A 21,826-nucleotide genomic window follows, 5' to 3' on the forward strand; every position below is an offset into this window, starting at 1 on the left:
GAGCGCATCGTCATGACCACCACCCGTGACCCGGTCTACACCGGCTTCATCTCGCTCGACGGCGTCGTCGACGAAGCGCCCGAGACCTGGCCGCGGGTGCCGCTCGCCGTCACCGCGACGACCACCTTCCCCTCCGGCGTCATCAACGCCGTCTACACACCCGCCTGAACCGCGGGACGACTCAGCGATCCGCCGCGGTCACACCGATAGGAGCCGGGCGCACAGCGTGCCCGGCTCTCGTCGATCCGAACAACGGCACCGGCGCCGGCGGCCGGCGGGAACCCCGCGGCGCGCCGGAGTCGATCTCCGCGGGGGAGCCTCTCCCGTCGTGTGTACCGTTGCTGCGAAGGCCTGTCCACGATGGCCGATGTGATCGACGTCGAGCTGGAAGAAGGCACGGTGAACGCCGACTCCCGGATGCAGACCACGGCGGGGCGCCTGGCCAGGCTCGGATTCACCGACGGAGCCAGGGCGGAGCGGCTGCTGGACCAACTCGGCCCGGAGGCGGTCGGCGACGTCGAGCTGCTCGACGACCTCCTCGCGACCGCCGACCCCGACCTCGCGCTCGCCTCGCTGGCCCGCCTGGTCGAACGCGACCCGAGTGTGCTCGGGGCGTTCCGCGCGAATCCCGCCCTGCGCGCGCGGCTGCTGCGCGTTCTCGGCCTGAGCGCCGCGCTCGGCGACCACGTCGTCCGGCATCCGGAGCACCTGCGGCTTCTGGAGCGGCCCGGGGACGACAGGGCCGGGCCACCCGCGACCGGTTCCGAGGCCGGGGCCGCCGGGCCGGGAAGGGCCGGTCGGCCGACCGAGCGTGAGCTGCGCGAAGAGCTGATCACCGCCGTCACCGCGTTCCCGCAGGACCGCCGGGCCGCGCTGGACGCCCTCCGGGTGGCTTACCGGGGACGGCTGCTCCACCTCGCGGCCCGCGACCTGATGGGCGAATCGGCCTTCGCCGACACCACCGCCGAGCTGTCCGACCTCGCCGCGGCCGCGCTCGACGCCGCCCTGGAGATCGCCCGCACCGAGGTCCCGGACGCGGGCGACGTACGGCTCGCCGTCATCGGCATGGGCAAATGCGGCGCGAGGGAGCTCAACTACATCTCCGACGTCGACGTGGTCTTCGTGGCCGAGCCGAGGGACGGCGCCGACGAGACCAAGGCGCTGCAGGCCGGGACCCGGCTGGCCCAGGCGATGATGCGGGCCTGCTCCGAGAGCACCCCCGAGGGCGCGCTGTGGGAGGTCGACGCGGGACTGCGCCCCGAAGGCAGGCTGGGCCCGCTGGTCCGCACGCTCGACAGCCACCTCGCGTACTACCGGCGCTGGGCCAAGACCTGGGAGTTCCAGGCGCTGCTCAAGGCCCGGCCGGTGGCCGGCGACCTGGAGCTCGGCCAGGAATACGTCGCCGCCGTCAACGAGCTGGTCTGGCAGGCCGCGGCCAGGGAGAACTTCGTCGAGGACGTGCAGGCGATGCGCCGCCGCGTGGAGGCCCAGGTCAGGGCCGGCGACGCCGAACGCCAGATCAAGCTCGGGCCGGGCGGGCTGCGCGACATCGAGTTCGCCGTCCAGCTCCTCCAGCTCGTCCACGGGCGCGGCGATCCGCTGCTGCGCCGCCGCGCGACGCTGTCCGCGCTCGCCGCCCTGTCCAGGGGAGGGTACGTCGGCCGGGACGACGCCAAGTCGCTCGCCGAGGCGTACACGTTCCTGCGCCGGGTCGAGCACCTGATCCAGCTGCACCGGCTGCGCCGTACGCACGTCGTGCCGTCGGAGACCGCCGACCTGCGCAGGCTCGGGCGGGCACTCGGCATGACGAGCGACCCTGTCGGCCAGTTCACCAGGACGTGGCGGCGGCACGCGCTGGAGGCGCGGCGGCTGCACGAGAAGCTCTTCTACCGGCCGCTGCTGCAGGCCGTCGCGCGGCTGCCCGAGACCGAGACCCGGCTGTCCGCGGCCGCCGCGAGAGCTCGGCTGGAGGCGCTCGGATACACCGACGCCGAGGGTGCGCTGCGGCACATCGCCGCCCTCACCAGCGGGGTGTCCCGCCGCGCCGCGATCCAGCGCACGCTGCTGCCCGTCATGCTCGGCTGGTTCGCCGACGCGCCCGACCCGGACGCCGGGCTCCTCGGGTTCCGGCAGATCAGCGACAAGCTCGGGGCCACGCCGTGGTATCTGCGGCTGCTCCGGGACGAGACCGCGGTCGCCGAACGGCTCGCCCACCTGCTCGGGACCAGCCGCTACGTCACCGGGTTGCTGCTGCACGCGCCGGAGGCCGTCGCGATCCTCGGCTCCGACGCCGCCCTCGCCGTACGGCCGGCCGCCGCGCTCACGGCCGAGGCCGCCGCGGCGGTCGGCCGGCACGGCGGGGACGCCGAGACCGCCGTCGCCGCCGTCCGCGCGCTGCGCCGCCGCGAACTGCTGCGTACGGCGTGCGCCGACCTGGCCGGGCTGATCGACATCGAGGGCGTGGGGCAGGCGCTCTCCGCGCTCAACGACGTGACCATCCAGGCCGCGCTCGACGCGGCGGTCAACAAGGTGAGCGCCGAGCGGCGCGGGCCGATGCCGACCCGGATCGCCGTGATCGCGATGGGCCGGCTGGGCGGCCTGGAGAGCTCGTACGCGAGCGACGCCGACGTGATGTTCGTGCACGCCCCGCTGCCGGGCGCGGCCGACCGGGACGCCACCGACGCCGCGCACGCCGTCGCCGAGGAGCTGCGCCGGCTGCTCGCGCTCCAGGCCCCCGATCCGCCGCTGCCGGTGGACGCCGGGCTGCGGCCCGAGGGCAGGCAGGGGCCGCTGGTCCGCACGATCGCGTCCTATGCGGCGTACTACGCCCGCTGGTCGTCCCACTGGGAGGCGCAGGCGTTGCTGCGCGCCCGGTTCTGCGCGGGGGACGCCGAGCTCGGAGCCGAGTTCATCGCCATGATCGACCCGGTGCGCCATCCCGCCGACGGCATCCCGGGCGACGCCGTACGGGAGATCCGCAAGCTCAAGGCACGCATGGAGGCCGAACGGCTGCCGCGCGGCGCCGATCCCGCCCTGCACACAAAGCTGGGCCGGGGCGGGCTCTCGGACGTGGAGTGGGTGGCGCAGCTCATCCAGCTCCGCCACGCGGGAGCCGTACCGGCGCTGCGCACGACCCGGACGCTCGGCGCGCTGCGCGCCGCGGTCGACGAGGGCCTGCTGGCGGCCGAGGACGAGGCCGTGCTCGACCAGGCGTGGCGGTTCGCCTCGCGGATCAGGGACGCCGTGATGCTGGTCAGGGGCCGGGCCGGGGACACGATCCCCACGGCGGTCAAGGAGCGGTCGCTGATCGCGCGGGCGCTCGGCTACCCGCCGGACGGCTCCGAGGACTTCATCGAGGACTACCGCCGGGTCACCCGCCGGGCCAGGACGGTCGTGGAGCGCCTCTTCTACGAGGACTGACACCGCCCCCTGTCGAGGTCGCGGCCGTTCCCCCGATTCCGTTGCCGCGGCCCGGCGTCCCGGTGTATCAACAGTGCGATCGACGTCCCCCGGTGAGCCCCGATCCGCTGGACGGGGCCGCGCGTAGATTCGCGGTGATCCTGTGATCTCGTACTACACCGATTTCGCCCTCGGCCTGGTGCTCGCCTTCCTGCTGCTGTCGTTGCTGGTCAGCGGCGTCAACGAGGGCATCGTCCGGCTGCTCGGCATCCGCAGCAAGTTCCTGTGGGCGTACCTGCGCGACACCCTCGACGGCGCGGAGGTCGCGCGGCGGGTCCCGGTGGCACTGCGGGTCCTGACGGGGGTGCTCGACCGGTTGAAGGGCGTGGGGCGCTGGCTGTGGGCCCGGTTGGCCGACCTGCTCCCGCCGTCCGGAGAGGGCCGGTCCCGGCTGCCCGCGACCGTGCTCGGCGTGTTCGCGAAGCTGCCGTTCGGGCGGGACCCGCGACCGGCGTTCAGCGCGCGGCCCGCGCCCGTGCAGAGCCCGCCGCTCGCCGGCCGGCCGGAGGGGGGCAAGTCGCTGGCCGACCTCCTGCACGAGCGGCTGCAGGAGATCGACCACTCGGCGCGCGGCCGGACCAATATCGCGCAGATCCCCCCGGCCCGGTTCGCCGTCGCGCTGATGGAGATCGCCACCGACATGGGCGGCGTCGAGCGGCTGATGCGCGAGCTGGACACGCTCAGGAGCCCGCTCTACCGGCCGCTCAAGGCCGTCTGGGACCGTGCGTCCCACGACATCGAGGCGTTCCGCAACGGGGTCGCGGACTGGTTCGACGGCGAGATGCAGCGGCTCACCATGCTGTACCGGAGGTACGTCCGCTGGGTGATCGCCGTGCTCAGCCTGCTCGTCACGGCGCTCTTCGGCATGGACTCCCTGGAGTACGGCAAGTCGCTGCTGAACGACAGCGCCTACCGCAGCTCGGTCGCGGCGTTCGCCCAGTCGGGCGCGGAGGCGCTGGCTCCGCTGAAGGAACGGTGCGCGTCCGCGGAGGACACCTACTCCTGCGTGACCGACGTGCTCAGCACCCCGGCGTTCGCACAGATCTTCACGCACGCGCCGGTGACGGTCGAGATGGGCGCCGCGGCCGCCGGGCCGTCCTGGTCGTGGCAGGGCGGCGACTGGTGGAGCCGGGTGGCGTCCCCGTCCCACTGGCCCGGCTTCCTGATCACCCTGTTCGCGCTGCTGTTCGGCGCCCCGTTCTGGTGGGACGTCTTCCGCCGGATCACCGGCATCCGCTCACGCGTCTCGACGCCGGACAAGTAGTCCCACCGCCGGCGGAGGGCCTACAGCGCGAGCAGCTCGGGCAGGTCGGCCACGCCGGGCAGCAGGTGGGTGTGCCGCTCCGCGCCCAGGCCGACGGCGTCCAGCTTCCCCGTCAGCACGCCGACGACGAGGCGGGCCCCCGCGTTCGTCCCGGCCTGGAGGTCGCGTACGGTGTCGCCCGCCACGGCGACCCGCGCGACATCCCAGACACCCGTCGCCTCCATCGCCCGGAAGATCATGTAGGGGGCGGGACGGCCGGTGGGCACGTCGTCCACGCAGACCGACGCGTCGATCACCACGCCGTCCGCGACGTCCACCGCGCCATCCACTGCGCCATCCAGTGGGGCCGCGCCGGGCGCGACCCGCCAGCCGAGGGTGGCGAGCAGCGCGGTGGTGACCTCGCGGTCGAATCCGGTCGTCAGCGCCACCTTGACACCGGCCGCGCGGATGCGGGCCAAAGCCTCCGGGACGCCGGGCAGGGGAGTGGGCGGCCGGTCGCGGTACGCCTTGTCCAGCCGGGCGCGGAAGTCGGCGAAGGCGGCGTCCACCGTCGCCTCGTCCGGGTCGTGCCCGGTGCTCTCGGCGAGCAGGCGCGTGATCGCCTCGCGCTTGCTCGCGCCCATCCAGCGCTGGATGTCGGCCTCGGTGGGGCGGCCCCCGGCGGCGGTGACGGCCTCGGCCAGCGCCTGGTACACGGCGCCGTGTTCTTCCACGGTCGTGCCGGCCATGTCCAGGACCACGAGTTCGATCGTCAAGACGGTTCCTCCTCAGCAGGTGCGGGTCGCATGTCGTCGTCACGGCCCGGCCGCCAGGTGCGGCCGACCGAGGGGCGGGCCCGCTGGGCGTTCTCGATGGTGAAGGTGACGACGTCCGGCCGGTAACGGTCGTCGGAGTACTCGTACGGCTCGCCCGCCGCGCTGCCGGCCCTCCGGCGCTCGCGCAGCAGCGGCGCGCCCGGCGGGACGTCGAGGAGCGAGGCGTCCGTCTCGTCGGCGGCGACCGCGTCGAAGACGTGCCGGGCGACGGAAAGATCGACCCCGCGCTCCGCGAGGTAGGCGTAGACCGACCCCGAGTCGGTGTCGAAGTCGAAGAGCAGACGGCCCACCGGCTCGACGAAGGCGGTGCGCTCCACCATCGTCGGCCGGCCGTCCAGCAGCCGCAGCCGCAGCAGCTCGACGACCGGGTCGCCCTCGTCGATGGCCAACGCGTCGGCCACCTCGGGCCGCGCGGGCCGCCGCGCGATCTCCACCGTGCGCTGGCCGGGCGTACGGCCGAGGCCGCGCGCCCACAGCGAGAACGACAGGAACGTCTCGAACGGCTGCGACACCTGGCCCGTGCGCACGACCGGCGGGCGTCCGCGGCCGCCGCCGACGAGCCCCTCGGCGCGCAGCGCGCTCAACGCCTGCCGTACGGGACCGCGCGAGACCGACCACTGCTCGCACAGTTGGGACTCCGATGGCAGCGCCGCGCCGACGGAGAGCTCGCCGCCGACGATGCGGCGCCGTAGGTCGTCGGCGATGCGCTCGTGAATTGCCTGCTCCACGGCAGTTGACTATACATCTCGACGCCGCCGACGCAAGGGGATCCGATCTCTCGCTAACCCCTCTGACCTGCGAGGTTAATAGAAGGCGAACAAGGTGCGACAACTCGCTTGGGCGTGTTGACGAGCGTCGGAGAAGTCGGCCACCTTACTTGTCATGACAAGTGCACCGCTGCTTGCGAGGCCACGGGAACGCGCCGACATCGTCATCGTCGGCGCGGGGATCGTCGGCCTCGCCCACGCCGTGGACGCCGTACGCCGTGGCCTGTCCGTCGTGGTCGTCGAACGGGACGAACACGCGGTCGGAGCCTCGGTGCGGAACTTCGGCCACGGATGTGTCACGGCCCAGGACGGCCCGGCGCTCGAATACGCCCTGGACGCCCGCGCCGCGTGGATCCGGCTGGCGAAGGAGGCCGGTTTCTGGGCGCGCGAGTCCGGCACCGTGGTGGTCGCCCGCGCCGACGACGAGCGCGCCGTGCTCGAGGAGTTCCGCGACCGGCGCGGCGACCAGGTGCGGCTGCTCGATCGCGCCGACGTCGAGGCCCGCGTTCCGGTCGGCCCGGACGCCGTCGGAGGGGCATGGCTGCCGCTGGACATCCGGGTCGATCCCCGCGAGGCCGTCCACGCCCTCGCGTCCTGGCTGGCGGCTCAGGGCGTGCGCTTCCTGTGGGGGACCGCGGCGCTGACGATCGAGCCGGGGCTGGTCCGCACCGCCCGGGGCGATGTGGCGGCCACCGCGGTCGTGCTGGCCGCCGGCCACGACCTGGACCGGCACTTCCCCGATCTCGCCGACGAGGCGAAGGTGGAGCGCTGCACCCTGCAGATGCTGCGGGTGCGCGCGCCGTGGGACCGCGCCGTCGATCCGGCCGTCTTCAGCGGCTTCTCGCTGCTGCGCTACCGGGGCTTCGGGGGCTGCCCGTCCCTGTCCGCCGTACGCGCGCGGCTGGAGGCCGAGCACCCCGACCTGGTCGCCGCCGGGCTGAACCTGATGCTCACCCAGCGGCCGGACGGCGACCTCACCCTCGGTGACACGCACGTGTACGGCCGCACGCTCGACCCGTTCAACGCCGAGGTCCTCGACGAGGCGGTGCTCGCCCAGGCGGCCCGGCTCCTCGGGACCGGACCGCTGCGGGTGGTCGAGCGGTGGCGCGGCGTCTACGCCGCCTCGCCCGACCGCGACTTCCTCGTCGAGGCCCCCCTTCCCGGCGTTCGGGCGGTCGCGGTCACCTCCGGCGTCGGCATGACGACCGCGCTCGGACTCGCCCCGCGCGTCCTCGACGACCTGCTCGCCTAAATCTCCCTCCAGACCCCCTTCCAGATCACCCGGCTCGGCCGGCTCCGGCCGAGGCCCTCTCATCCGACCGGCCCGTCTGATCCGGGCCGGTCACCCCCACCGCGTACTCGTCGAAAGCTGAAGGAGAATCGGATGCGCGCCAAGCGGTCCATCGCGTTCGTCACGGCGGTCTCATCCCTCTGTCTCGCCCTCGCCGCCTGCGGCGGCACAGACACGGGCACGGCCACCGGAGCCGCCGGCTCCGCCTCGGCCACCTGCCCGGAGGGCAAGGTCCGGTTCGGCATCGAGCCGTACGAGGACCCGGCCAAGCTCAAGCCCGCGTACGAGGTCCTCGCCTCGGCGCTGGAGAAGAAGCTGAACTGCCCGGTCGAGCTGCAGGTCGTGGACGACTACTCGGCCGAGGTGCTCGCCATGCGCAACGGGAAGCTCGACATCGCGCAGTTCGGCCCGCTCGGCTACGTCTTCGCCAGCCAGAAGGCCGGGGCGCAGGCCCTGGTCTCCTTCGCCGACGCCTCCGGCCGGCTGACCACGTACACCGCCGGGATCTGGGTGCCCAAGGACTCGCCGATCACGTCCATCGCTGATCTGAAGGGCCGCACGCTCGCCCTCAGCAGCACCGGATCGACCTCCGGCGACGCGCTGCCGCGCTACGCCCTGAAGACCGCCGGCGTCGCGGAGGCGGACGTGAAGATCGACTATGCCGGAGGGCACCCCGAGGCCCTGCTCGCGCTGACCAAGGGCAAGGTGGACGCGGCCGAGATCAACAGCCAGCAGCTCGCCGTCGCGCAGGCCGCCGGCACGTTCGACCCCTCCCGCTACCGGAAGGTCTGGACGTCCGACCCGATCCCGAACGACCCGATCACCGTGGCGGGCACGCTCGACCCGGCCTTCCGCACCGTCCTGAAGGACGCGCTGCTCGGCCTCGACCCCGGCGACGTCGCCAAGGTCGGCGCCTTCCTGGACGTGGACCCGCCCGGCCCGCTCGCCGAGGTCACCCAGGACACCTACCGGCCGTTGTTCGAGCTGGCCGCCGCGCTCGGCCTGAGCGAGAAGGACGTATGAGCGTGTCGCCGGGACGTTCAGCGGGCGGCACCGCCGTCGCCGACAGGCCGTCCCCCGAGGCCGTGCCGTCGCTGTCCATCACCGGGCTGCGCAAGTCCTTCCCGGGCCGTACCGTGCTGGCCGGGCTCGACCTGCGGATCCCCGCGAGCGGGCTGGTCGTGCTGCTGGGGGCGAACGGCTCGGGCAAGTCCACCGCGCTGCGTTGCGTGGTCGGGCTGGAGCAGCCCGACGGCGGGTCGATCCGGCTCCACGGTGAGGAGATCGTCGGGCTGTCCGGGCGGGAACTCGCCCGGCGGCGCAGCAGAGCCGCGATGATCTTCCAGAAGATCCACCTGGTCCAGCGCCGGACCGTGCTCGACAACGTCTGTGCCGGGGCGCTCGGGCGGCTGCCGTTGCGGCACTCGCTCGTTTCCGCGCTGTTCCCCCGCGAGCTGCGCGACGAGGCGATGGAGTGCCTGCACCGCGTCGGCCTCGCCGACCGGGCGGGTGACACGGTGGGCCGGCTCTCCGGCGGGCAGCAGCAACGCGTCGCGATCGCCCGCGCGCTGTGCCAGCGCGCCGACGTCGTGCTCGCGGACGAACCCGTAGCCGCCCTCGACCCGGCCGCCGCCACGCAGGTCCTGGAGCTGCTGTCCGACCTGGCCCGCGGCCAGGGCCTCGCCGTCGCGGCCGTGCTGCACCAGCCGGAGCTGGCGCGGCGCTACGCGGACCGGGTGGTGGGGCTCGCGCGCGGCCGGCTCGCGTTCGACACCGCGCCCGCGCACCTCTCGGACCGCGATCTCGATGACCTCTACGCCGCCGGGGAGGGGGCGTCATGACCTGGGACACACCCCGCGACCACCGCACGCCGGGCAGGGGGAGCGGCCTGGTCGCCGTCGCGGAGACGGCGGGCGACCCGGACGGGCGGAGAGGAGCGGTGCCGGCCCCGCCGTCCCGCCGCCGCTCGCCCTCGGCGCTCGGAGCGGCCGTCGTCACCGTGCTCGTCGCGCTCCACGTCCTGGCCTGGCAGGGGACCGGCTTCTCCCCGGCCGAGCTCGTCCGGGGCTGGCACGGGATGGCCGACTTCGTCGGCGAGGCGATCCCTCCGGACCTGTCCTGGCCGGTGCTGGGGTCCGGGATCCGGGCGGCGCTCGTCACGCTCTACATCGGCTTGCTCGGCACCACGTTCTCGGTGCCGTTCGCGCTCGTCCTCGCCGTGCTCGGCGCCCGGACCACCACGCCGAACCGGTGGGTCTACCAGGCGGCCCGGTCGCTGCTGTCGTTCCTGCGGGCGGTGCCGGACGTCGTGTTCGCGCTGATCTTTGTGACCGCCGTCGGGCTGGGACCGTTCGCCGGCGTCCTCGCGCTGATCTTCCACAACACCGGCGTGATGGGCAAGCTGTGGTCGGAGGCGATGGAGGAGATCGACCTCGGCCCCCGCGACGCGCTGCGCACCAACGGCGCGGGCGGCGTCCAGGTCGTGGCGCACGCGATCCTGCCCGCGGTCGTGCCGCAGTTCATCGGGCTGCTGCTCTACCGGTTCGACGTCAACGTGCGCTCGTCGCTGGTGCTCGGGCTCGTCGGCGCCGGAGGGATCGGCTTCCTGGTCAACCAGTCGATCAAGCTCTTCCGGTTCGACCAGATGGCCACGCACCTGCTGATCGTGCTCGTGCTCGTCATCGGCGTGGACCTGCTCTCCGCCGCCGTACGCCGCCGCATCGCGATGTGAGGGCCGCGCGGACCCCGGCTTCGCGTGGAGAGAGCTAGCGCGGGGACGGCCGGCGCGTGGTCGTGGCGACCAGGCGCCGCAGCTTGTCCTCCGACTCCGAACCGGGTTCGGCGGCGAACAGGTCCATCCCCTGCAGTTCCGGATCGCCGGGCAGGGCGACCAGCTCGGCGGACAGCCGCAGCTCGCCCACGACGGGGTGGTCGAGCACATAGTCCCGGTACGTCGCGACGGCCACGTGGTGCTCATGCCACAGGCGGCGGAACTCCGGACTCTCCCTGCAGATCGCGTCCACCTGCGCCATGATCTGCGGGCTCTTCGGGTGACGTACGGCCAGGACCCGGAGCTGGGCGACGTGCTCCCGGGCCAGCCGCGTCCAGCCCTCGCCGTGCATGCGCCGGATCTCCTCGTCCAGAAAGATCAGGTGGCCGATGGTCCTGCGCTCTTCGGGTAGCGCGGCGAAGTCGGCGAAGACCGCGGCGGCCGGCGCGTTCCAGCCGACCACGTTGGCGTGCCGCCCGAGGACGAGGGCCGGCGTCAGCACCAGGGAGTCCAGCAGCCGCCGCAGCCCCGGCCTGAGCGGGGCCGACGCGACATCATGACTCCCGCGCGCCGGGCGGGCCAGCGCGTGCAGGTATGCCCGCTCGTCTCCGGAGAGCCGCAGCGCCCCGGCGATGGCGTCCAGCACCTCGGCCGAGACGTTCTGACCGCGGCCCTGCTCCAGCCGCGTGTAGTGGGTCACGCTCACCCCGGCGAGCAGCGCCAGCTCCTCACGGCGCAGCCCGCGTACCCGCCGCGTTCCGTTGCCCCGATGCGGCAGGCCGACGTCGTCCGGCCGCAGCCGCGCCCGGCGGGACTTGAGGAACTCGTTCAACTCAACCGCGCGATCCATGTCCGCCCCAGCATAGGCAATCTTTGAGTAGTCAAAACGCGGGGCTGGCCGGCCTCCGGGGGCGCCACCAGGCTGTCCGGCATGCGATACGCGTTCCCTCTTGTCCTTCTCGGCCTGGGCAGCCTGATCACCGCCCTGGACTTCACCGTCGTCTACGTCGCGCTGCCGTGGATCGCGCGTGACGTGGGCTTCTCTCCGAACGCGCTGCAATGGGTGGTCAGCGCGTACGCGGTGCCCTTCGGCGGCTTCCTGCTGCTCGGCGGCCGGTTGTCCGATCTGGTGGGCAGGCGGCGGATGTTCGTCTGCGGCATGCTGCTGTACGGCGTGGCCTCGCTGCTCGGCGGGCTGGCCACCTCCCCGGGGCTCCTGATCTGCGCACGGGCGCTGCAGGGGATCGGCGGCGCGGTGCTGATGCCCGCGACCCTCTCGCTGGTCGTCACCATGTTCGACGAGGGGCCCGCGCGCAACCGGGCGATGACCGTGTGGGCCGTGTGCGGCGCCGCCGGACTCAGCCTGGGCGCGCTGCTCGGCGGCGTGCTCACCAGTGCCTTCGGCTGGGAGGCGGTCTTCTTCGTGAACGTGCCGCTGACCGTGGTCGGCGCCGCCGCCGCGTTCACCGTGCTGACGCCGGACGGCGCGCGGAGGCCGGGCGGGCTCGACCTGCCCGGCGCGCTCACCGGCACCGTGGGGATCACGGTGCTCGTGCTCGCCATCGCGCACGGTGCCGACTGGGGCTGGGCCTCCCCGGGCGTCCTCGGGGCCCTCGCGGCGGGCGCCGCGTCGCTCGCCGGGTTCTTCGCGATCGAGGCGCGCAGCCGCAACCCGCTGTTGCCGCTGCGGCTGCTGGCCAACCGGCACACGAGCGTCGGCGCCGGCGCCATCCTGCTGTACGGCCTGACCTTGCAGTGCGTGCCGTACTTCCTCACGCTGCACTTCCAGGACGTGCTCGGCTACGACGCCCTGCGGTCGGGCCTGGCCTTCCTCGGGCCGACCCTGGCGATCACGGTGGGCAACCTGGCCGCCGAGCGGCTGATCCCGCGCCTCGGGACGTACCGCACGCTGGTGCTCAGCCTGGTCGTGGGTGCGGCCGGTACGGCGGTGCTGGCGGCGAGCCTGTCCGTCAGCGGGTCCCATCTCGGTCTGCTGGCCGGGGTCGTCGGCTTCGGCCTGGGCGCGGGCCTGTCGTTCGCCACCATGTTCATCGTGGCCTCGACCGGCGTGGCCCCGCACGAGCAGGGTGCGGTCTCGGGCCTCTCCTCCACCGTCCTGCAAGCGGGCGCCGGCGCGGGCCTGGCCGTCCTGGTGGCTGTGGCCGGCCACGACACTGCCGGCCTGACCGGTGAGGCGCTCCGCGCCGCCACGGTCGACAGCCTGCGCTCGGCTCTCTTCGTCGCCGCCGCGGTCGCCGCGACCGGCTCGGTGGCCGTGCTCGCGTTCATCCGTGAACACAGGAAACCGGCATTGACCGGCCTGACGGCCGCGGAGGAGTAGGGCTCTCCGCCGCGGCGGACCATCCCGGCAGCGTGATCGGTGTGGTGCGGCGGCGTCAGTCGCCGGTGACGCCGTCGGCCATCTCCCGGAGGATGTCGATGTGCCCGTTGTGGCGGGCGGTCTCCTCGATCAGATGCATGATGATCCAGCGCAGCTCCACATCCTTGCCGCTCCGGACCTTGCGCTTCGCGAGGGTGCCGAGATCGAGGGACGCCACCAGCTTCCGGTAGCGGTCGCACTGGGCCTCGTAGTCGGCCAGCAGCGTTGCCAGGGGGATGTCGGGGCCGATCCGCATCTCGCGGTCGGGGTCCTCCTCCGTCCACGGTCCGTGGTCCTCCTCGCCGAGGAACACGACCTGCATCCAGGAGTACTCAACCCAGTGCAGATGGCTGACCAGGCCGGAGATCGTCATGAGCGGCGACCCGGGGAGGGGGGCCTTGCCGGCGTCCTCGTCCGAGAGCCCCTCACATTTCGCGTGCACAGTGGCACGCGCGTAGTCGAGGAAGGTCGTCAGCATGGTGCGTTCGTCGAAGGACGAGGGAAAGTCGGTGCGTGTCATGGCCCGCATCCTTCAGGTGCCGCGACCGGGGTGTCCAATCGTTTATTCGGCCGCCCGGCCACGCCCCCGGCCTGGAACGGCGTGGCCCGTACAGAGGGCGCGCGCAGCGGCCCTGGGCGGGGACGGCCGGGGCGGTCTCCCGCCCCGCATCCCCCGGCTGAGATTACGAATGGCGCCGTTGCGGGGCGCTTCGCGGAACGCGGAGGCCGGGCCCGGCGATCACTTGGTGGCAGGGCGGGCGGACTGGTAGAGGCGGGTGGCGTACTCGGGTCCGTAGTAGCGCTCCAGCTCCTCCAGCGTCTCCTCCGTGGGCTGGAGGCTCTTCACGATGCGCGCGTGCGACGGCAGGGCGTCGGGGTTCCACGTCTCCGGCTTCCACAGCTCGGAGCGGAGGAACGCCTTGGCGCAGTGGAAGAAGATCTGCTCGATCTCGACGACGAGGGCGAAACTCGGCCGGTGCCCCTTGACGACCATCCGGTCGAAGAACGGCGCCTCGCGGACCAGGCGGGCCCTGCCGTTGATGCGGAGCGTCTCGTTCCGGCCCGGGACGAGGTAGATGAGGCCGACGTGCGGGTTGGACAGCACGTTGAGGAAGCCGTCCGCCCTGCGGTTGCCGGGCCGTTCGGGGATCGCGATCGTGGTGTCGTCCAGGACGAGCGTGAACCCGGCGGGGTCGCCCTTCGGGGAGACGTCGCAGGCCCCGTCCGCGTCGGCTGTGGCGACCAGACAGAACGGAGAGACCGCCAGCCACTCCCGGTCGCGCTCGTGCAGCCGCACGCGCTCCTTGGTGATCGCCCTCGGCATCGGTGCCCCCAGCAACTCGCGGAGCTCGGCCTCCGAGGTGACCTCCACGAATTCGCTGCTCTCCATGATCGCTCCCGTCGTCAGGCGTTGATCAACGTCGTTGAGCATACTTCGCGGCATTCGCCTTCTTGGGGGGCGGGCATCGCCTGACGCGCTGATCGCCGCCGTACGGCCAGGCCGGATCGCCCAGGTTTCGGGTGAGCAGAGCCTGATCTCGGGGCGGGGTCAGGACGACCTGCGCCACCGCCTGAACCAGGAGCCATCCCGCTTGGGGCGGGGTTGCGCCGGGGGAGCGGGCGGCGGCGTCCCGGCGGGCTGATGCGCGCGCCACTCACGCACGACCTTCTCCACGTCGAAGGGCGTCAGGTTGAGCGGCGGCCCCGACATCGCCTTCCTCATCCCCTCAGCGATCTTCTCGTTGATGTCCGCGACGATCTTCCGGACCTCGGCCTCCGACCTCGCCCCCTGCGCCGCGGCGAGGGCCTCCTCGGCCTCCTTCCGCAGGGCGAGCGTGCCGGGCAGCGGCATGGACAGGTTCTCCTCGCGGAGCTTCTGCTTCACCCACCACATCTCGTCGTACGGCTTGCCCTGGTCGGGAAGGGGCTTGCCCGCGCCGGGCAGGTTGTCGAACAGGCCGCGCTCGGTGCCCTCGCGTATCTGCCGGTCGATCCAGCTCTCGAAGCTGACGCCGGGCGGTTTCCGCTCTGTCATGGATACGCCTCCCGTCACAGGCGGTCATACGGAGCATAACCACGAGAGGGAACGGGGCTCCGTTCGTCATACCTGTGGCGCGCGGGCGCCCCCACCGCCCATCGCCGACTTCACCACCGTCCGCCCGGCACTCGGGGGACGTGGCGAGATCGGGCCGCGGCGGTAGTTCGCTGGGATCGATCCGCTGTTCTTCGTTCTGTCTTGATCTAGAGTCACACCCGTTGTCACCATCGCGAGCGGAGCCACCCGATGTCAGCCCTGACCGTGCGTCGAGCATTTCCCGAGGACGCCGCCCTACTCGCTGAGATGAACCGCCACGTGCACGATCTGCACACGCGGCATCGGCCGGACATCTACAACGAGCAGCCGCCGCCGGAGGAGCTGGCGACGATCTACAGAGAGCAGCTCGGTCGCGAGTCCGTCTGGGGCTTCGTCGCCGAGCTCGCGGGGAGCGGATGCGTCGGATACGCGACCGCGGCGCTCCAGCAGCGTGCCCCCAGCGCGTTCCTGCGGCCCGAATCGTTCATCGTCCTGAACCAGCTCGCCGTGGCGCCGGAGGCGACACGGCGCGGAGCCGCGACCGCCCTGCTCGATGCCGTTCGAGAGGCGGGAAGAGCGGCCGGCTGCCGCCGCCTCGTCACCGAGGTCTGGGATTTCAACGATGATGCGCGCTCGTTTTACGAAGCCTCCGGCTTCCTGCCGACGAAGCGTTCCCTGGAGCAACTGCTGTGAACGTGGACGGCGCCTGAGAGCCGGAGATAGGCGGCGGCAGGCACAGTACGACGCCCCCAACTTTCCAGACCGCAGAGGCCGAGGCGTTCTAGTTTTTCTCAGACGCGCTCGATCTCGATCGCCAGTACGCCGAGCGCCTCCTTTGAGTCGTGTACAAGCGGGTGAAGTGCGTGGGATCGGACAGCGTCAGGCCGACCAGCCACACCAGGTGGTCGACGTAGTCGTCGACGCTGCCTTCCGCACGCGGTGATGTCCAGCACCCATGACGGCCTCGCCCGGTGGACGGTGCAGCGCCTCCTGTAAGACCCCGTCCTCGATCGCGCGCCGTCGGTCCGGTAGAGCGCACGCAGATTGGCCCGTGGCGGGACACCGGCGGTATGGGTTTCCCTGAGTCGGAAAAGAAAAAGAGCCACCCTAGGCCAGGCACCTAGAGGGCTCTTTTCCCTACGGGATTCTGCGGCCCATTCTTGCACTGTCCCCATATCTGGGCGTGCCCTGATCAGGCCGAAGGTCGATGCGCGGTGAGCCGCGGCTTAACATTGTTACCCGGCTCGGCGGCTTCAGCAGTATGCAACGCCCTGGTACGAAGCGGTGGGGATGGACACGCTTCTCGTCGTCTCGCCCGGCGCGAGATTGACACACTTGCCGTCAGGCCCGTAGTTCCACACGACCTTGACCTTGTACGTCCAAGCGCACCCGCTCTTTACCTTGACCCAGGGTTCGCCCGTTATCTGCCTGCCCCCGTCTACCTTCTTCACACATGTCGCCCACGCCGTAGCGCCAGTGGTCTCCGCATTTGCGCTGCCTGCTCCAGCAATCAGCAGGAGTGCGGCACCAGAGGCCGCGGCCCACGCCTTGAAGCTCGCTCGCACCATTGAATCCGCTCCGATTCGAAGATCCTTTGCGATTTTGGCAATAGTACATGACAGCACTGCGTACCGCCATAGATCGCGCAACATTCCGTCAATCTGCACGTCAGGGTCGTCTGGACGGCTTCGAACGCGTCCGCCGCGTCGGCGAGCGAGTCACGTGCGAAGCCAATCTGCTGGTAGCGCCCTCCGCCCCGCGCCGTGGTTATCGGCTCTCAGCTGCAAAGGACTTCGCGCCGCGAGCGAGTTCGCTTTCCCATTCGCAGAACTCCTGTTCGTTTCGCGGCAGTCAGGTTGACGTGGAGCTTTCCCGGTGTGAATCACTTGTGGTGAGACCCATTCTTCGAAGTCCGCGCTCTTTTTTGGGACTCCTGACATTCATCCGTGTATCTGTACGAGCGTGCCTGTTCCTATCAGGCGAATCCCTGATGTCCGAGTCGATCTCGGTGAGCAAAAATCAATAATCAATATCGACCCCGTTCTTGCAATTTCCCCCAGTCGGGGAAAATGATATCTGGAGCCAATATCGTGGTGGCGAGAGGTTGCTCGCTGCATCGCTTGACCAATAATCAAAGGCCACTAAAAGATCGGCAACGAACCCGCCGAGATCTTTGGAGTAGCAGGTGTCGGACGGCCAATACTCGGTTGTCCCCACTTTTCTCTTCAGTTCCCGAGTGCCATCCTTCGTCATGCGCCATCCTGACAGCTTCGCTTCGGAGGCATAGTAGGAGGCGACGTCGAAAGGCGTTCCATCGAATTTGATGAGACGCTCGACCTCACCGATTCCGTTGGCGTCAGTGCACGCCAGCGTGGGAATCACATCCGAAGCGTCGTGAGCGCCAGGCGGCATCTTATCCAAAATGGATTCATTTTGGGCGCGCTCAGCCATTGAACCGGTTGGATCGTTTATGCAGTCCAAGCCCGTAAGCCGGCCGACCGCCGAGCAGCCAGATGTCATGACAGGCAACGCCAGTGCCGCCAACAGGATTACCGGCAGATAGGAGCGCGGCGGATGCGTCATCCCACGAACCCTTCTATTCGTGAAAAGTCGGGATCCTTCCACAATGGTTTGCCCTACGCCGCCCAGTCGGCGCAACCCTTCTCCAGAGCTACCCGCCTGCGCGGCCGGGCTTGATCTGATGGCTGGGGTCCCACGGTCGGCTCGGCCACAGTCCTGACGGGCAGGAGAGCTACTTCGCTGCAGGATCCTGCGGCTGATCGCGTTCGGCGCGGAATTCGTCCAGGAGGGTGAAGAAGAGCTCCATCCCCGAAGTGCCGGACTTCTCGGCCGCGTTTTCGATTTCCACAGCCCAGCCCAGGGCGCTGGGATACGACATGCCCAGCCGCGGCCACAGCCACTCCGCGAAGGGCCCGCCATCGTTGTCGCTCAAGGGCAAGACCGCGCGGACGACCAAGCGGCCTTCGGGCCGGCTGCTGATCGTGCAGCTTCCGCCGAGCTCGGCCGCCCGCTCGCGCATCGAGGTCCAGCCGATGCCCCGGGTGGTGGTCCGGTCCGTCCCGCAGCCGTTGTCGGCCACGGTCAGCTCGAATGATCCGCCCACCTCGACAGCGACGCGACAGCGGGTGGCGCCGGAATGCCGGGCGACGTTCGTCATCGCCTCGGACGCGATCCGGAAGGCGGCGACCTCAACCGCGGCGGGCAGCGCCGGGAGCCCCTCGGGGCCGGTCACCTCGAACGTCACTGCACCGGACAGGGAGACAGCGCGCTGCCGGATCGCGTGCAACAGGCCCACCTCGTCGATCGCCGGTGGCCGCAGGTCGTCGACGAGCCGCCGTACCTCCGCAATGGAGGCCTTGACCTCGTCGCGGATCTCCGCGATCAGCGCGTTGCTCATTCCGGTGGATCATCGGCGTTCGCAGGGCGGTGTCCTGCTCGGCTCCGGATGCCTCCACCCAGACCCGACCGACCTGTAGGGCCGAGGCCACCGCGTCGGTCACCGCCTCGACCAGTCCGTCCGGGTCGGCCGCCTCCGTGCGGTCGGCCAGCAGGCGGATCGCCGCGCGCGGGTCGGAGCGCAATCCGTAGACCCAGCGTTCGATCCGCAGCCGCAAGAACGAGTACGCCGGATGCACGGCCACAGCGACCACGCCCACCGCCAGCAGCCCGCCCACGGTGTCGTTACCGATGAGCCAGTCGGTAGCGAACAGCAACAACGCATACACGGCCACCACGGCGACGACGAGCAGCAGGTAAGTCAGCGTGCGCGACAGCACGAGCCGGATGTCGAACAACCGGTGCCGCAGGATCGCGACGCCGACGGTGACCGGCAGGCCGACCGCGATGAGCCCCAACGCTGCCGGGAACAATGGCCCTTCATCCAGCAGGAAGTAGTTCACCCAGCCCGCCAGCAGCGTCACCGGGACGGTGAGCGCTCCCCACACCAGCCACAGCAGCTGCAGCCGCTCATCTCCGTACGCCCGGCGCAGCCGCCACCAGACGGCGAAGAAACTGCCGGTAATGAGCAGCGCCACGAACAGAAGCCCAACCACACCGAGCAGCCCGGAGACCGGCTCCGGCAGCCAGGGCACAGGCAGCGCGGCCCCGGCGTGGGCATCGGCGAACCCCTGCCGATCACCGGCCGCCCCGACGACGAATACCAGGACACCGAACAGCCCGACGCGTACCCACCAGCGCCAGAGCCGATTCGCCGTGCGCCCGTCAGGCAGCAGGTAGGCGATGATGACCAGGCACAGGAACAGCCCGACCCAGGCACCCATGGTCAGCTGGTCGACGATGAGGCCCGTCCGGGAGGTGCTCAGCTCGTCGAAGGTCAGCAGGACGAAGAAGAGCACCCCGTGCGCGACCAGCAGCCAGCCCCCCGGGTGGCGCGGGCGGCGGCGCAGCACCAGCACGCCGATGCAAACGGGTACGGCGGCGGCGAGAGCGACCAATGCCTGCTGCACACCGCCATTCTGTGGGAGTGATCGACCCGGTGTCAGCATGCCCGGGAACAGTTCCCGAACCCTTCAGGACATCTGAATCGTGCGGCGGGACCGGCGGGCGGCCGAGGCTCGGTACGCCGGTGAGGGCCACCGGCAGCACACACAGGAAGGAGCCGGTCATGCGGCTCTCTGCGTTCGAGAAGTTCCTGCCTTGGACCGGCGGCCTGGCCGGCATCCTTTGGGCCGGGCAAATGTTCATTGCGAAGACGCCCGACGACCCGGCCGACACCAAGGCCGTCACCGTCATCGGCGACGCGGCCGTCCAGAACTCCATCGCAGGTTTCGCTCTGCTCGCCGGCGCGCTCATGCTGGTTTTCTTCGCCGCCGCAGCGCGCACATCCCTGCGCTCGGGTGAGGCCGGCGAGCCGACCTACTCGTCGGTCGCGCACGGCGGGTTCCTCGTGGCGGCCGCGGGCGTCGGCGGGCTCGGGATCGTGCAGATCGCACTGACCAACGCGGCCGAGGTCCATGACGCCGCCGCTACCGCCACGATCGGCCAGCTCGCCCTGGTCGGCTGGCTGCCCGCCCTGGTCGGCCTGGTGGCCGCGTTCTGGGGCCTCGGCCTCGGCGGCCTGCGCACCGCGACCCTGCCGAAATGGTTCGCGATCACCACTGTCGTGCTGGGCGTGGTCGGTGCCCTCGGCCCGGCGGCGATGGTCGTCTACCTGCTGCTGCCGTTGTGGCTGATCGCCGCGTCGCTTGTCACCGCCCGCCGTTCCCGGGCCCGCGAGGCTCAGCTCGCCGGTGCCTGACCCGGCCGTACACGGCCAAGCTGTCGCCTTGATCGTTCCGGGCGGGGGCCACCCGCCCGGAACGACTGATCGGCGTACTCACCCACTCGCGCCACCGACGTTGTTCGGGGCGCCGTTGAGGGATTGGTCTGGAGGAGTTGCCGCCCTCACGGGCTGATTGCAAAGCGGTTCGCATGCCGCGATCAAGGAACATACAGGCGGGCGGCCTTTCACTGGGCACACAAGCCCCGGAAGGCAAGGGTGATGCCGGGAAGTAATCGCACTCAGGAGATCACCATGAAGCGCACCGCACTCGGCCTGGCCACCACCGCGATCGCCGGCCTCGCCGTCCTCCCCGCCGTCGTCGCCACGCCTGCATCCGCCGCCGTCTACGGTCCCGACACCTGCGTTCAGGGCTACGTCTGGCGCGAGGCACGCCCTTCCGACCACGTCTGCGTCACCCCCGCCGTCCGTACTCAGGCCGCCCAGGACAACAGCGTCAAAGCCTCCCGCTGGACCAACGGCGCGTACGGACCGCACACCTGCATCCAGGGATACGTGTGGCGCGAGGCCTTCACCGGGGACGATGTCTGCGTCACTCCCGCGGCCCGTAGCCAGGCACAAGCCGACAACGCCGCCGCGGCCAGCCGTCTGGCCTCGTCGTCCAGCTTGCCTTCGCCGATAGCTGTCAACCGCAACGTCACCTTCAGCGGAGGGGTCCCGGTGGGAGGCTGGACATCGCTGACCCTGTATGACAACGGGACCTACCAGTGGTCCGGACACATGCACGACTCGGGTGCCACCAGCTACAACGTCTCCGGTGTCTGCGTCGTCCGCCTGTCGTCGGGCTCGGCCTTCGTATTCGAAACCTCCGGGCGACTCCACGGGACGTTCGAGTCCGGGTCCCGCGACCACAACTGGAGCAAGTCGGGCACCATCCCATCCCTCCCCACGGCTTGGCGCGCGTCCTCCAGCTACACCGCGAGCTGCAAGAACAACGTCACGCTCAACCTCGCCGGAACGGTGGATGCGGCCCTGGAGGCCGTCGGCTACGCCTCCGCGGTCATCGCGATCGTCGCTTGAGAGAACCCGCGACGCCAGCCGATGACGGAGGTGTCCGGTTCGTACGCACCACTCTCCCCCCGCCCCCGATAGCTGCCAGGAATCGCGACTGTCGGTCGGGTTCTTCTAGCGGTACTTCTCTGACCTACGGCCGATCTCCAAAACTGGCTTTGAGCTGGGATTTCAGGTTCCAGCAGTTGCCAGCAGTTTCGGAGATCTTTCGTGTTCCGGCGGAACAGACACGGAACAGGGCTTCGCCTCTACATCGCCGGCGCTGGAACTCTCGGCCCATGTCCAGGCCGACTACAGCGGTGAGACGCACTTGACCGATGACAACGCGCACAGGTCGGCCCATGGAAACTTGAGCGTGCAATGCGGAAAGCCCCCAGCAAGGTGCAGGACCTTCCCGCGGGCTTTCGATTCCACGGCTTGCGGCACTACCTCGCGTCGCTCCTGATCGCCTCGGGCGCGGACGTCAAGGTCGTCCAGGCCCGCCTACGGCATGCGAGCGCCAAGACGACCCTCGACACCTACAGCCATTTGTGGCCCGACTCCGACGAGTCGACGCGGGCTGCCATCGATGCTGCGCTCGTTGCTGGAACGGAGCTGTGTTGACGGTTGGCGGCGGCGACGTGTAGGACGGCTCTTGTCCTCACGTCCGTACGCCCGAGGTGCCGGGAGCCGAAT

General features: G+C 70.8%; 22 protein-coding genes. 12 read left to right on the forward strand and 10 right to left on the reverse strand.

Translation table 11 applies throughout. From position 1 onward, the window contains the following. The first annotated feature begins 12 nt into the window (after positions 1 to 12). The 3 genes from AWQ71_RS41400 (at position 13) to AWQ71_RS05985 (ending at position 4,723) form a co-directional block, all read left to right on the forward strand. Entirely contained in the window at positions 13 to 168 is a 156-nt protein-coding gene (locus tag AWQ71_RS41400; RefSeq protein WP_157570209.1) for a hypothetical protein, read from the forward strand. Positions 169 to 417: 249 nt separating this feature from the next. Continuing rightward, on the forward strand, positions 418 to 3,420 hold the full coding sequence (locus tag AWQ71_RS05980; RefSeq protein ID WP_067128878.1) for a bifunctional [glutamine synthetase] adenylyltransferase/[glutamine synthetase]-adenylyl-L-tyrosine phosphorylase: 3,003 nt from the start codon (positions 418 to 420) through the stop codon (positions 3,418 to 3,420). A gap of 142 nt (positions 3,421 to 3,562) precedes the next feature. Then, on the forward strand, positions 3,563 to 4,723 hold the full coding sequence (locus AWQ71_RS05985) for a hypothetical protein (RefSeq protein WP_067127965.1): 1,161 nt from the start codon (positions 3,563 to 3,565) through the stop codon (positions 4,721 to 4,723). Between the two features lie 20 nt (positions 4,724 to 4,743). Here AWQ71_RS05985 and AWQ71_RS05990 read toward each other — a convergent pair whose 3' ends face one another. Further along, positions 4,744 to 5,478, reverse strand: coding sequence for a phosphonatase-like hydrolase (locus tag AWQ71_RS05990; RefSeq protein WP_218001685.1), 735 nt, complete (start codon positions 5,476 to 5,478; stop codon positions 4,744 to 4,746). Then, positions 5,475 to 6,266: a GntR family transcriptional regulator gene (locus AWQ71_RS05995; RefSeq protein WP_067127968.1), complete on the reverse strand. Its 792-nt coding sequence runs from the start codon at positions 6,264 to 6,266 to the stop codon at positions 5,475 to 5,477. The genes AWQ71_RS05990 and AWQ71_RS05995 overlap by 4 nt, the downstream gene beginning before the upstream one ends. A gap of 154 nt (positions 6,267 to 6,420) precedes the next feature. Between AWQ71_RS05995 and AWQ71_RS06000 the strand changes: the two genes are divergently transcribed. The 4 genes from AWQ71_RS06000 to phnE all read left to right on the forward strand — a co-directional run bounded on the left by AWQ71_RS06000 (position 6,421) and on the right by phnE (position 10,327). Continuing rightward, entirely contained in the window at positions 6,421 to 7,557 is a 1,137-nt protein-coding gene (locus AWQ71_RS06000; protein ID WP_067127973.1) for a TIGR03364 family FAD-dependent oxidoreductase, read from the forward strand. 132 nt (positions 7,558 to 7,689) lie between these two features. Next, positions 7,690 to 8,619: a phosphate/phosphite/phosphonate ABC transporter substrate-binding protein gene (locus tag AWQ71_RS06005; RefSeq protein ID WP_067127976.1), complete on the forward strand. Its 930-nt coding sequence runs from the start codon at positions 7,690 to 7,692 to the stop codon at positions 8,617 to 8,619. Beyond that, positions 8,616 to 9,437: a phosphonate ABC transporter ATP-binding protein gene (locus AWQ71_RS06010; RefSeq protein WP_084258618.1), complete on the forward strand. Its 822-nt coding sequence runs from the start codon at positions 8,616 to 8,618 to the stop codon at positions 9,435 to 9,437. Before AWQ71_RS06005 ends, AWQ71_RS06010 begins: the two co-directional genes overlap by 4 nt. Beyond that, positions 9,434 to 10,327, forward strand: coding sequence for a phosphonate ABC transporter, permease protein PhnE (phnE, locus tag AWQ71_RS06015; RefSeq protein ID WP_084258619.1), 894 nt, complete (start codon positions 9,434 to 9,436; stop codon positions 10,325 to 10,327). The genes AWQ71_RS06010 and phnE overlap by 4 nt, the downstream gene beginning before the upstream one ends. Before the next feature lie 34 nt (positions 10,328 to 10,361). On the opposite strand, the gene AWQ71_RS06020 is transcribed toward phnE, so the two are convergent. Then, on the reverse strand, positions 10,362 to 11,216 hold the full coding sequence (locus tag AWQ71_RS06020; RefSeq protein ID WP_084258620.1) for a helix-turn-helix domain-containing protein: 855 nt from the start codon (positions 11,214 to 11,216) through the stop codon (positions 10,362 to 10,364). 81 nt (positions 11,217 to 11,297) lie between these two features. On the opposite strand from AWQ71_RS06020, the gene AWQ71_RS06025 reads away from it, so the two are divergent. Beyond that, entirely contained in the window at positions 11,298 to 12,707 is a 1,410-nt protein-coding gene (locus AWQ71_RS06025; RefSeq protein WP_067127979.1) for an MFS transporter, read from the forward strand. A gap of 55 nt (positions 12,708 to 12,762) precedes the next feature. On the opposite strand, the gene AWQ71_RS06030 is transcribed toward AWQ71_RS06025, so the two are convergent. The 3 genes from AWQ71_RS06030 to AWQ71_RS06040 all read right to left on the reverse strand — a co-directional run bounded on the left by AWQ71_RS06030 (position 12,763) and on the right by AWQ71_RS06040 (position 14,781). Further along, on the reverse strand, positions 12,763 to 13,266 hold the full coding sequence (locus AWQ71_RS06030; RefSeq protein WP_067127982.1) for a DinB family protein: 504 nt from the start codon (positions 13,264 to 13,266) through the stop codon (positions 12,763 to 12,765). Between the two features lie 219 nt (positions 13,267 to 13,485). Beyond that, positions 13,486 to 14,136, reverse strand: a complete 651-nt coding sequence (locus AWQ71_RS06035) for a pyridoxamine 5'-phosphate oxidase family protein (protein WP_067128893.1) — start codon at positions 14,134 to 14,136, stop codon at positions 13,486 to 13,488. Positions 14,137 to 14,295: 159 nt separating this feature from the next. Further along, a complete protein-coding gene (locus tag AWQ71_RS06040; RefSeq protein ID WP_067127985.1) occupies positions 14,296 to 14,781 on the reverse strand; it encodes a DnaJ family domain-containing protein in 486 nt (161 codons plus the stop codon). Between the two features lie 249 nt (positions 14,782 to 15,030). Between AWQ71_RS06040 and AWQ71_RS06045 the strand changes: the two genes are divergently transcribed. Then, positions 15,031 to 15,513: a GNAT family N-acetyltransferase gene (locus AWQ71_RS06045; protein ID WP_084258622.1), complete on the forward strand. Its 483-nt coding sequence runs from the start codon at positions 15,031 to 15,033 to the stop codon at positions 15,511 to 15,513. Positions 15,514 to 16,073: 560 nt separating this feature from the next. Here AWQ71_RS06045 and AWQ71_RS44915 read toward each other — a convergent pair. From AWQ71_RS44915 to AWQ71_RS06055, 4 genes are all read right to left on the reverse strand, one after another. Next, positions 16,074 to 16,472 carry an alpha-amylase inhibitor gene (locus AWQ71_RS44915; protein ID WP_500778562.1) on the reverse strand — a complete coding sequence of 133 codons (399 nt, stop codon included), beginning with the start codon at positions 16,470 to 16,472 and terminating at the stop codon, positions 16,074 to 16,076. A 367-nt stretch (positions 16,473 to 16,839) separates the two neighbouring features. Continuing rightward, complete coding sequence (locus AWQ71_RS41405) at positions 16,840 to 17,403, reverse strand: hypothetical protein (protein WP_157570210.1); 564 nt, start codon at positions 17,401 to 17,403, stop codon at positions 16,840 to 16,842. Positions 17,404 to 17,572: 169 nt separating this feature from the next. After that, a complete protein-coding gene (locus tag AWQ71_RS42985) occupies positions 17,573 to 18,085 on the reverse strand; it encodes a sensor histidine kinase (protein WP_067127991.1) in 513 nt (170 codons plus the stop codon). Further along, positions 18,030 to 19,307, reverse strand: coding sequence for a hypothetical protein (locus AWQ71_RS06055; protein WP_157570211.1), 1,278 nt, complete (start codon positions 19,305 to 19,307; stop codon positions 18,030 to 18,032). Before AWQ71_RS06055 ends, AWQ71_RS42985 begins: the two co-directional genes overlap by 56 nt. A gap of 158 nt (positions 19,308 to 19,465) precedes the next feature. Here AWQ71_RS06055 and AWQ71_RS06060 point away from each other — a divergent pair, with 158 nt between their 5' ends. The 3 genes from AWQ71_RS06060 to AWQ71_RS06070 all read left to right on the forward strand — a co-directional run bounded on the left by AWQ71_RS06060 (position 19,466) and on the right by AWQ71_RS06070 (position 21,754). Next, a complete protein-coding gene (locus tag AWQ71_RS06060) occupies positions 19,466 to 20,098 on the forward strand; it encodes a hypothetical protein (RefSeq protein WP_067127997.1) in 633 nt (210 codons plus the stop codon). Positions 20,099 to 20,374: 276 nt separating this feature from the next. Further along, positions 20,375 to 21,160, forward strand: a complete 786-nt coding sequence (locus AWQ71_RS42990; RefSeq protein WP_067128000.1) for a hypothetical protein — start codon at positions 20,375 to 20,377, stop codon at positions 21,158 to 21,160. Between the two features lie 351 nt (positions 21,161 to 21,511). Continuing rightward, entirely contained in the window at positions 21,512 to 21,754 is a 243-nt protein-coding gene (locus tag AWQ71_RS06070; RefSeq protein ID WP_067128002.1) for a tyrosine-type recombinase/integrase, read from the forward strand. Positions 21,755 to 21,826: the final 72 nt, after the last annotated feature.

Source organism: Microtetraspora malaysiensis, assembly GCF_001528665.1.
Lineage (GTDB): Bacteria > Actinomycetota > Actinomycetes > Streptosporangiales > Streptosporangiaceae > Microtetraspora_A > Microtetraspora_A malaysiensis.

Coding starts and splice junctions, on each gene's coding strand:
- AWQ71_RS06030 (WP_067127982.1), bottom strand. CDS start 13,266: ATGACACGCACCGACTTTCCCTCGTCCTTCGACGAACGCACCATGCTG.
- AWQ71_RS06035 (WP_067128893.1), bottom strand. CDS start 14,136: ATGGAGAGCAGCGAATTCGTGGAGGTCACCTCGGAGGCCGAGCTCCGC.
- AWQ71_RS06070 (WP_067128002.1), top strand. CDS start 21,512: ATGCGGAAAGCCCCCAGCAAGGTGCAGGACCTTCCCGCGGGCTTTCGA.
- phnE (WP_084258619.1), top strand. CDS start 9,434: ATGACCTGGGACACACCCCGCGACCACCGCACGCCGGGCAGGGGGAGC.
- AWQ71_RS42990 (WP_067128000.1), top strand. CDS start 20,375: ATGAAGCGCACCGCACTCGGCCTGGCCACCACCGCGATCGCCGGCCTC.
- AWQ71_RS06060 (WP_067127997.1), top strand. CDS start 19,466: ATGCGGCTCTCTGCGTTCGAGAAGTTCCTGCCTTGGACCGGCGGCCTG.
- AWQ71_RS06020 (WP_084258620.1), bottom strand. CDS start 11,216: ATGGATCGCGCGGTTGAGTTGAACGAGTTCCTCAAGTCCCGCCGGGCG.
- AWQ71_RS41405 (WP_157570210.1), bottom strand. CDS start 17,403: ATGACGCATCCGCCGCGCTCCTATCTGCCGGTAATCCTGTTGGCGGCA.
- AWQ71_RS05980 (WP_067128878.1), top strand. CDS start 418: ATGCAGACCACGGCGGGGCGCCTGGCCAGGCTCGGATTCACCGACGGA.
- AWQ71_RS06025 (WP_067127979.1), top strand. CDS start 11,298: ATGCGATACGCGTTCCCTCTTGTCCTTCTCGGCCTGGGCAGCCTGATC.
- AWQ71_RS06040 (WP_067127985.1), bottom strand. CDS start 14,781: ATGACAGAGCGGAAACCGCCCGGCGTCAGCTTCGAGAGCTGGATCGAC.
- AWQ71_RS06000 (WP_067127973.1), top strand. CDS start 6,421: ATGACAAGTGCACCGCTGCTTGCGAGGCCACGGGAACGCGCCGACATC.
- AWQ71_RS41400 (WP_157570209.1), top strand. CDS start 13: ATGACCACCACCCGTGACCCGGTCTACACCGGCTTCATCTCGCTCGAC.
- AWQ71_RS06005 (WP_067127976.1), top strand. CDS start 7,690: ATGCGCGCCAAGCGGTCCATCGCGTTCGTCACGGCGGTCTCATCCCTC.
- AWQ71_RS06010 (WP_084258618.1), top strand. CDS start 8,616: ATGAGCGTGTCGCCGGGACGTTCAGCGGGCGGCACCGCCGTCGCCGAC.
- AWQ71_RS44915 (WP_500778562.1), bottom strand. CDS start 16,472: ATGTTGCGCGATCTATGGCGGTACGCAGTGCTGTCATGTACTATTGCC.
- AWQ71_RS06045 (WP_084258622.1), top strand. CDS start 15,031: ATGTCAGCCCTGACCGTGCGTCGAGCATTTCCCGAGGACGCCGCCCTA.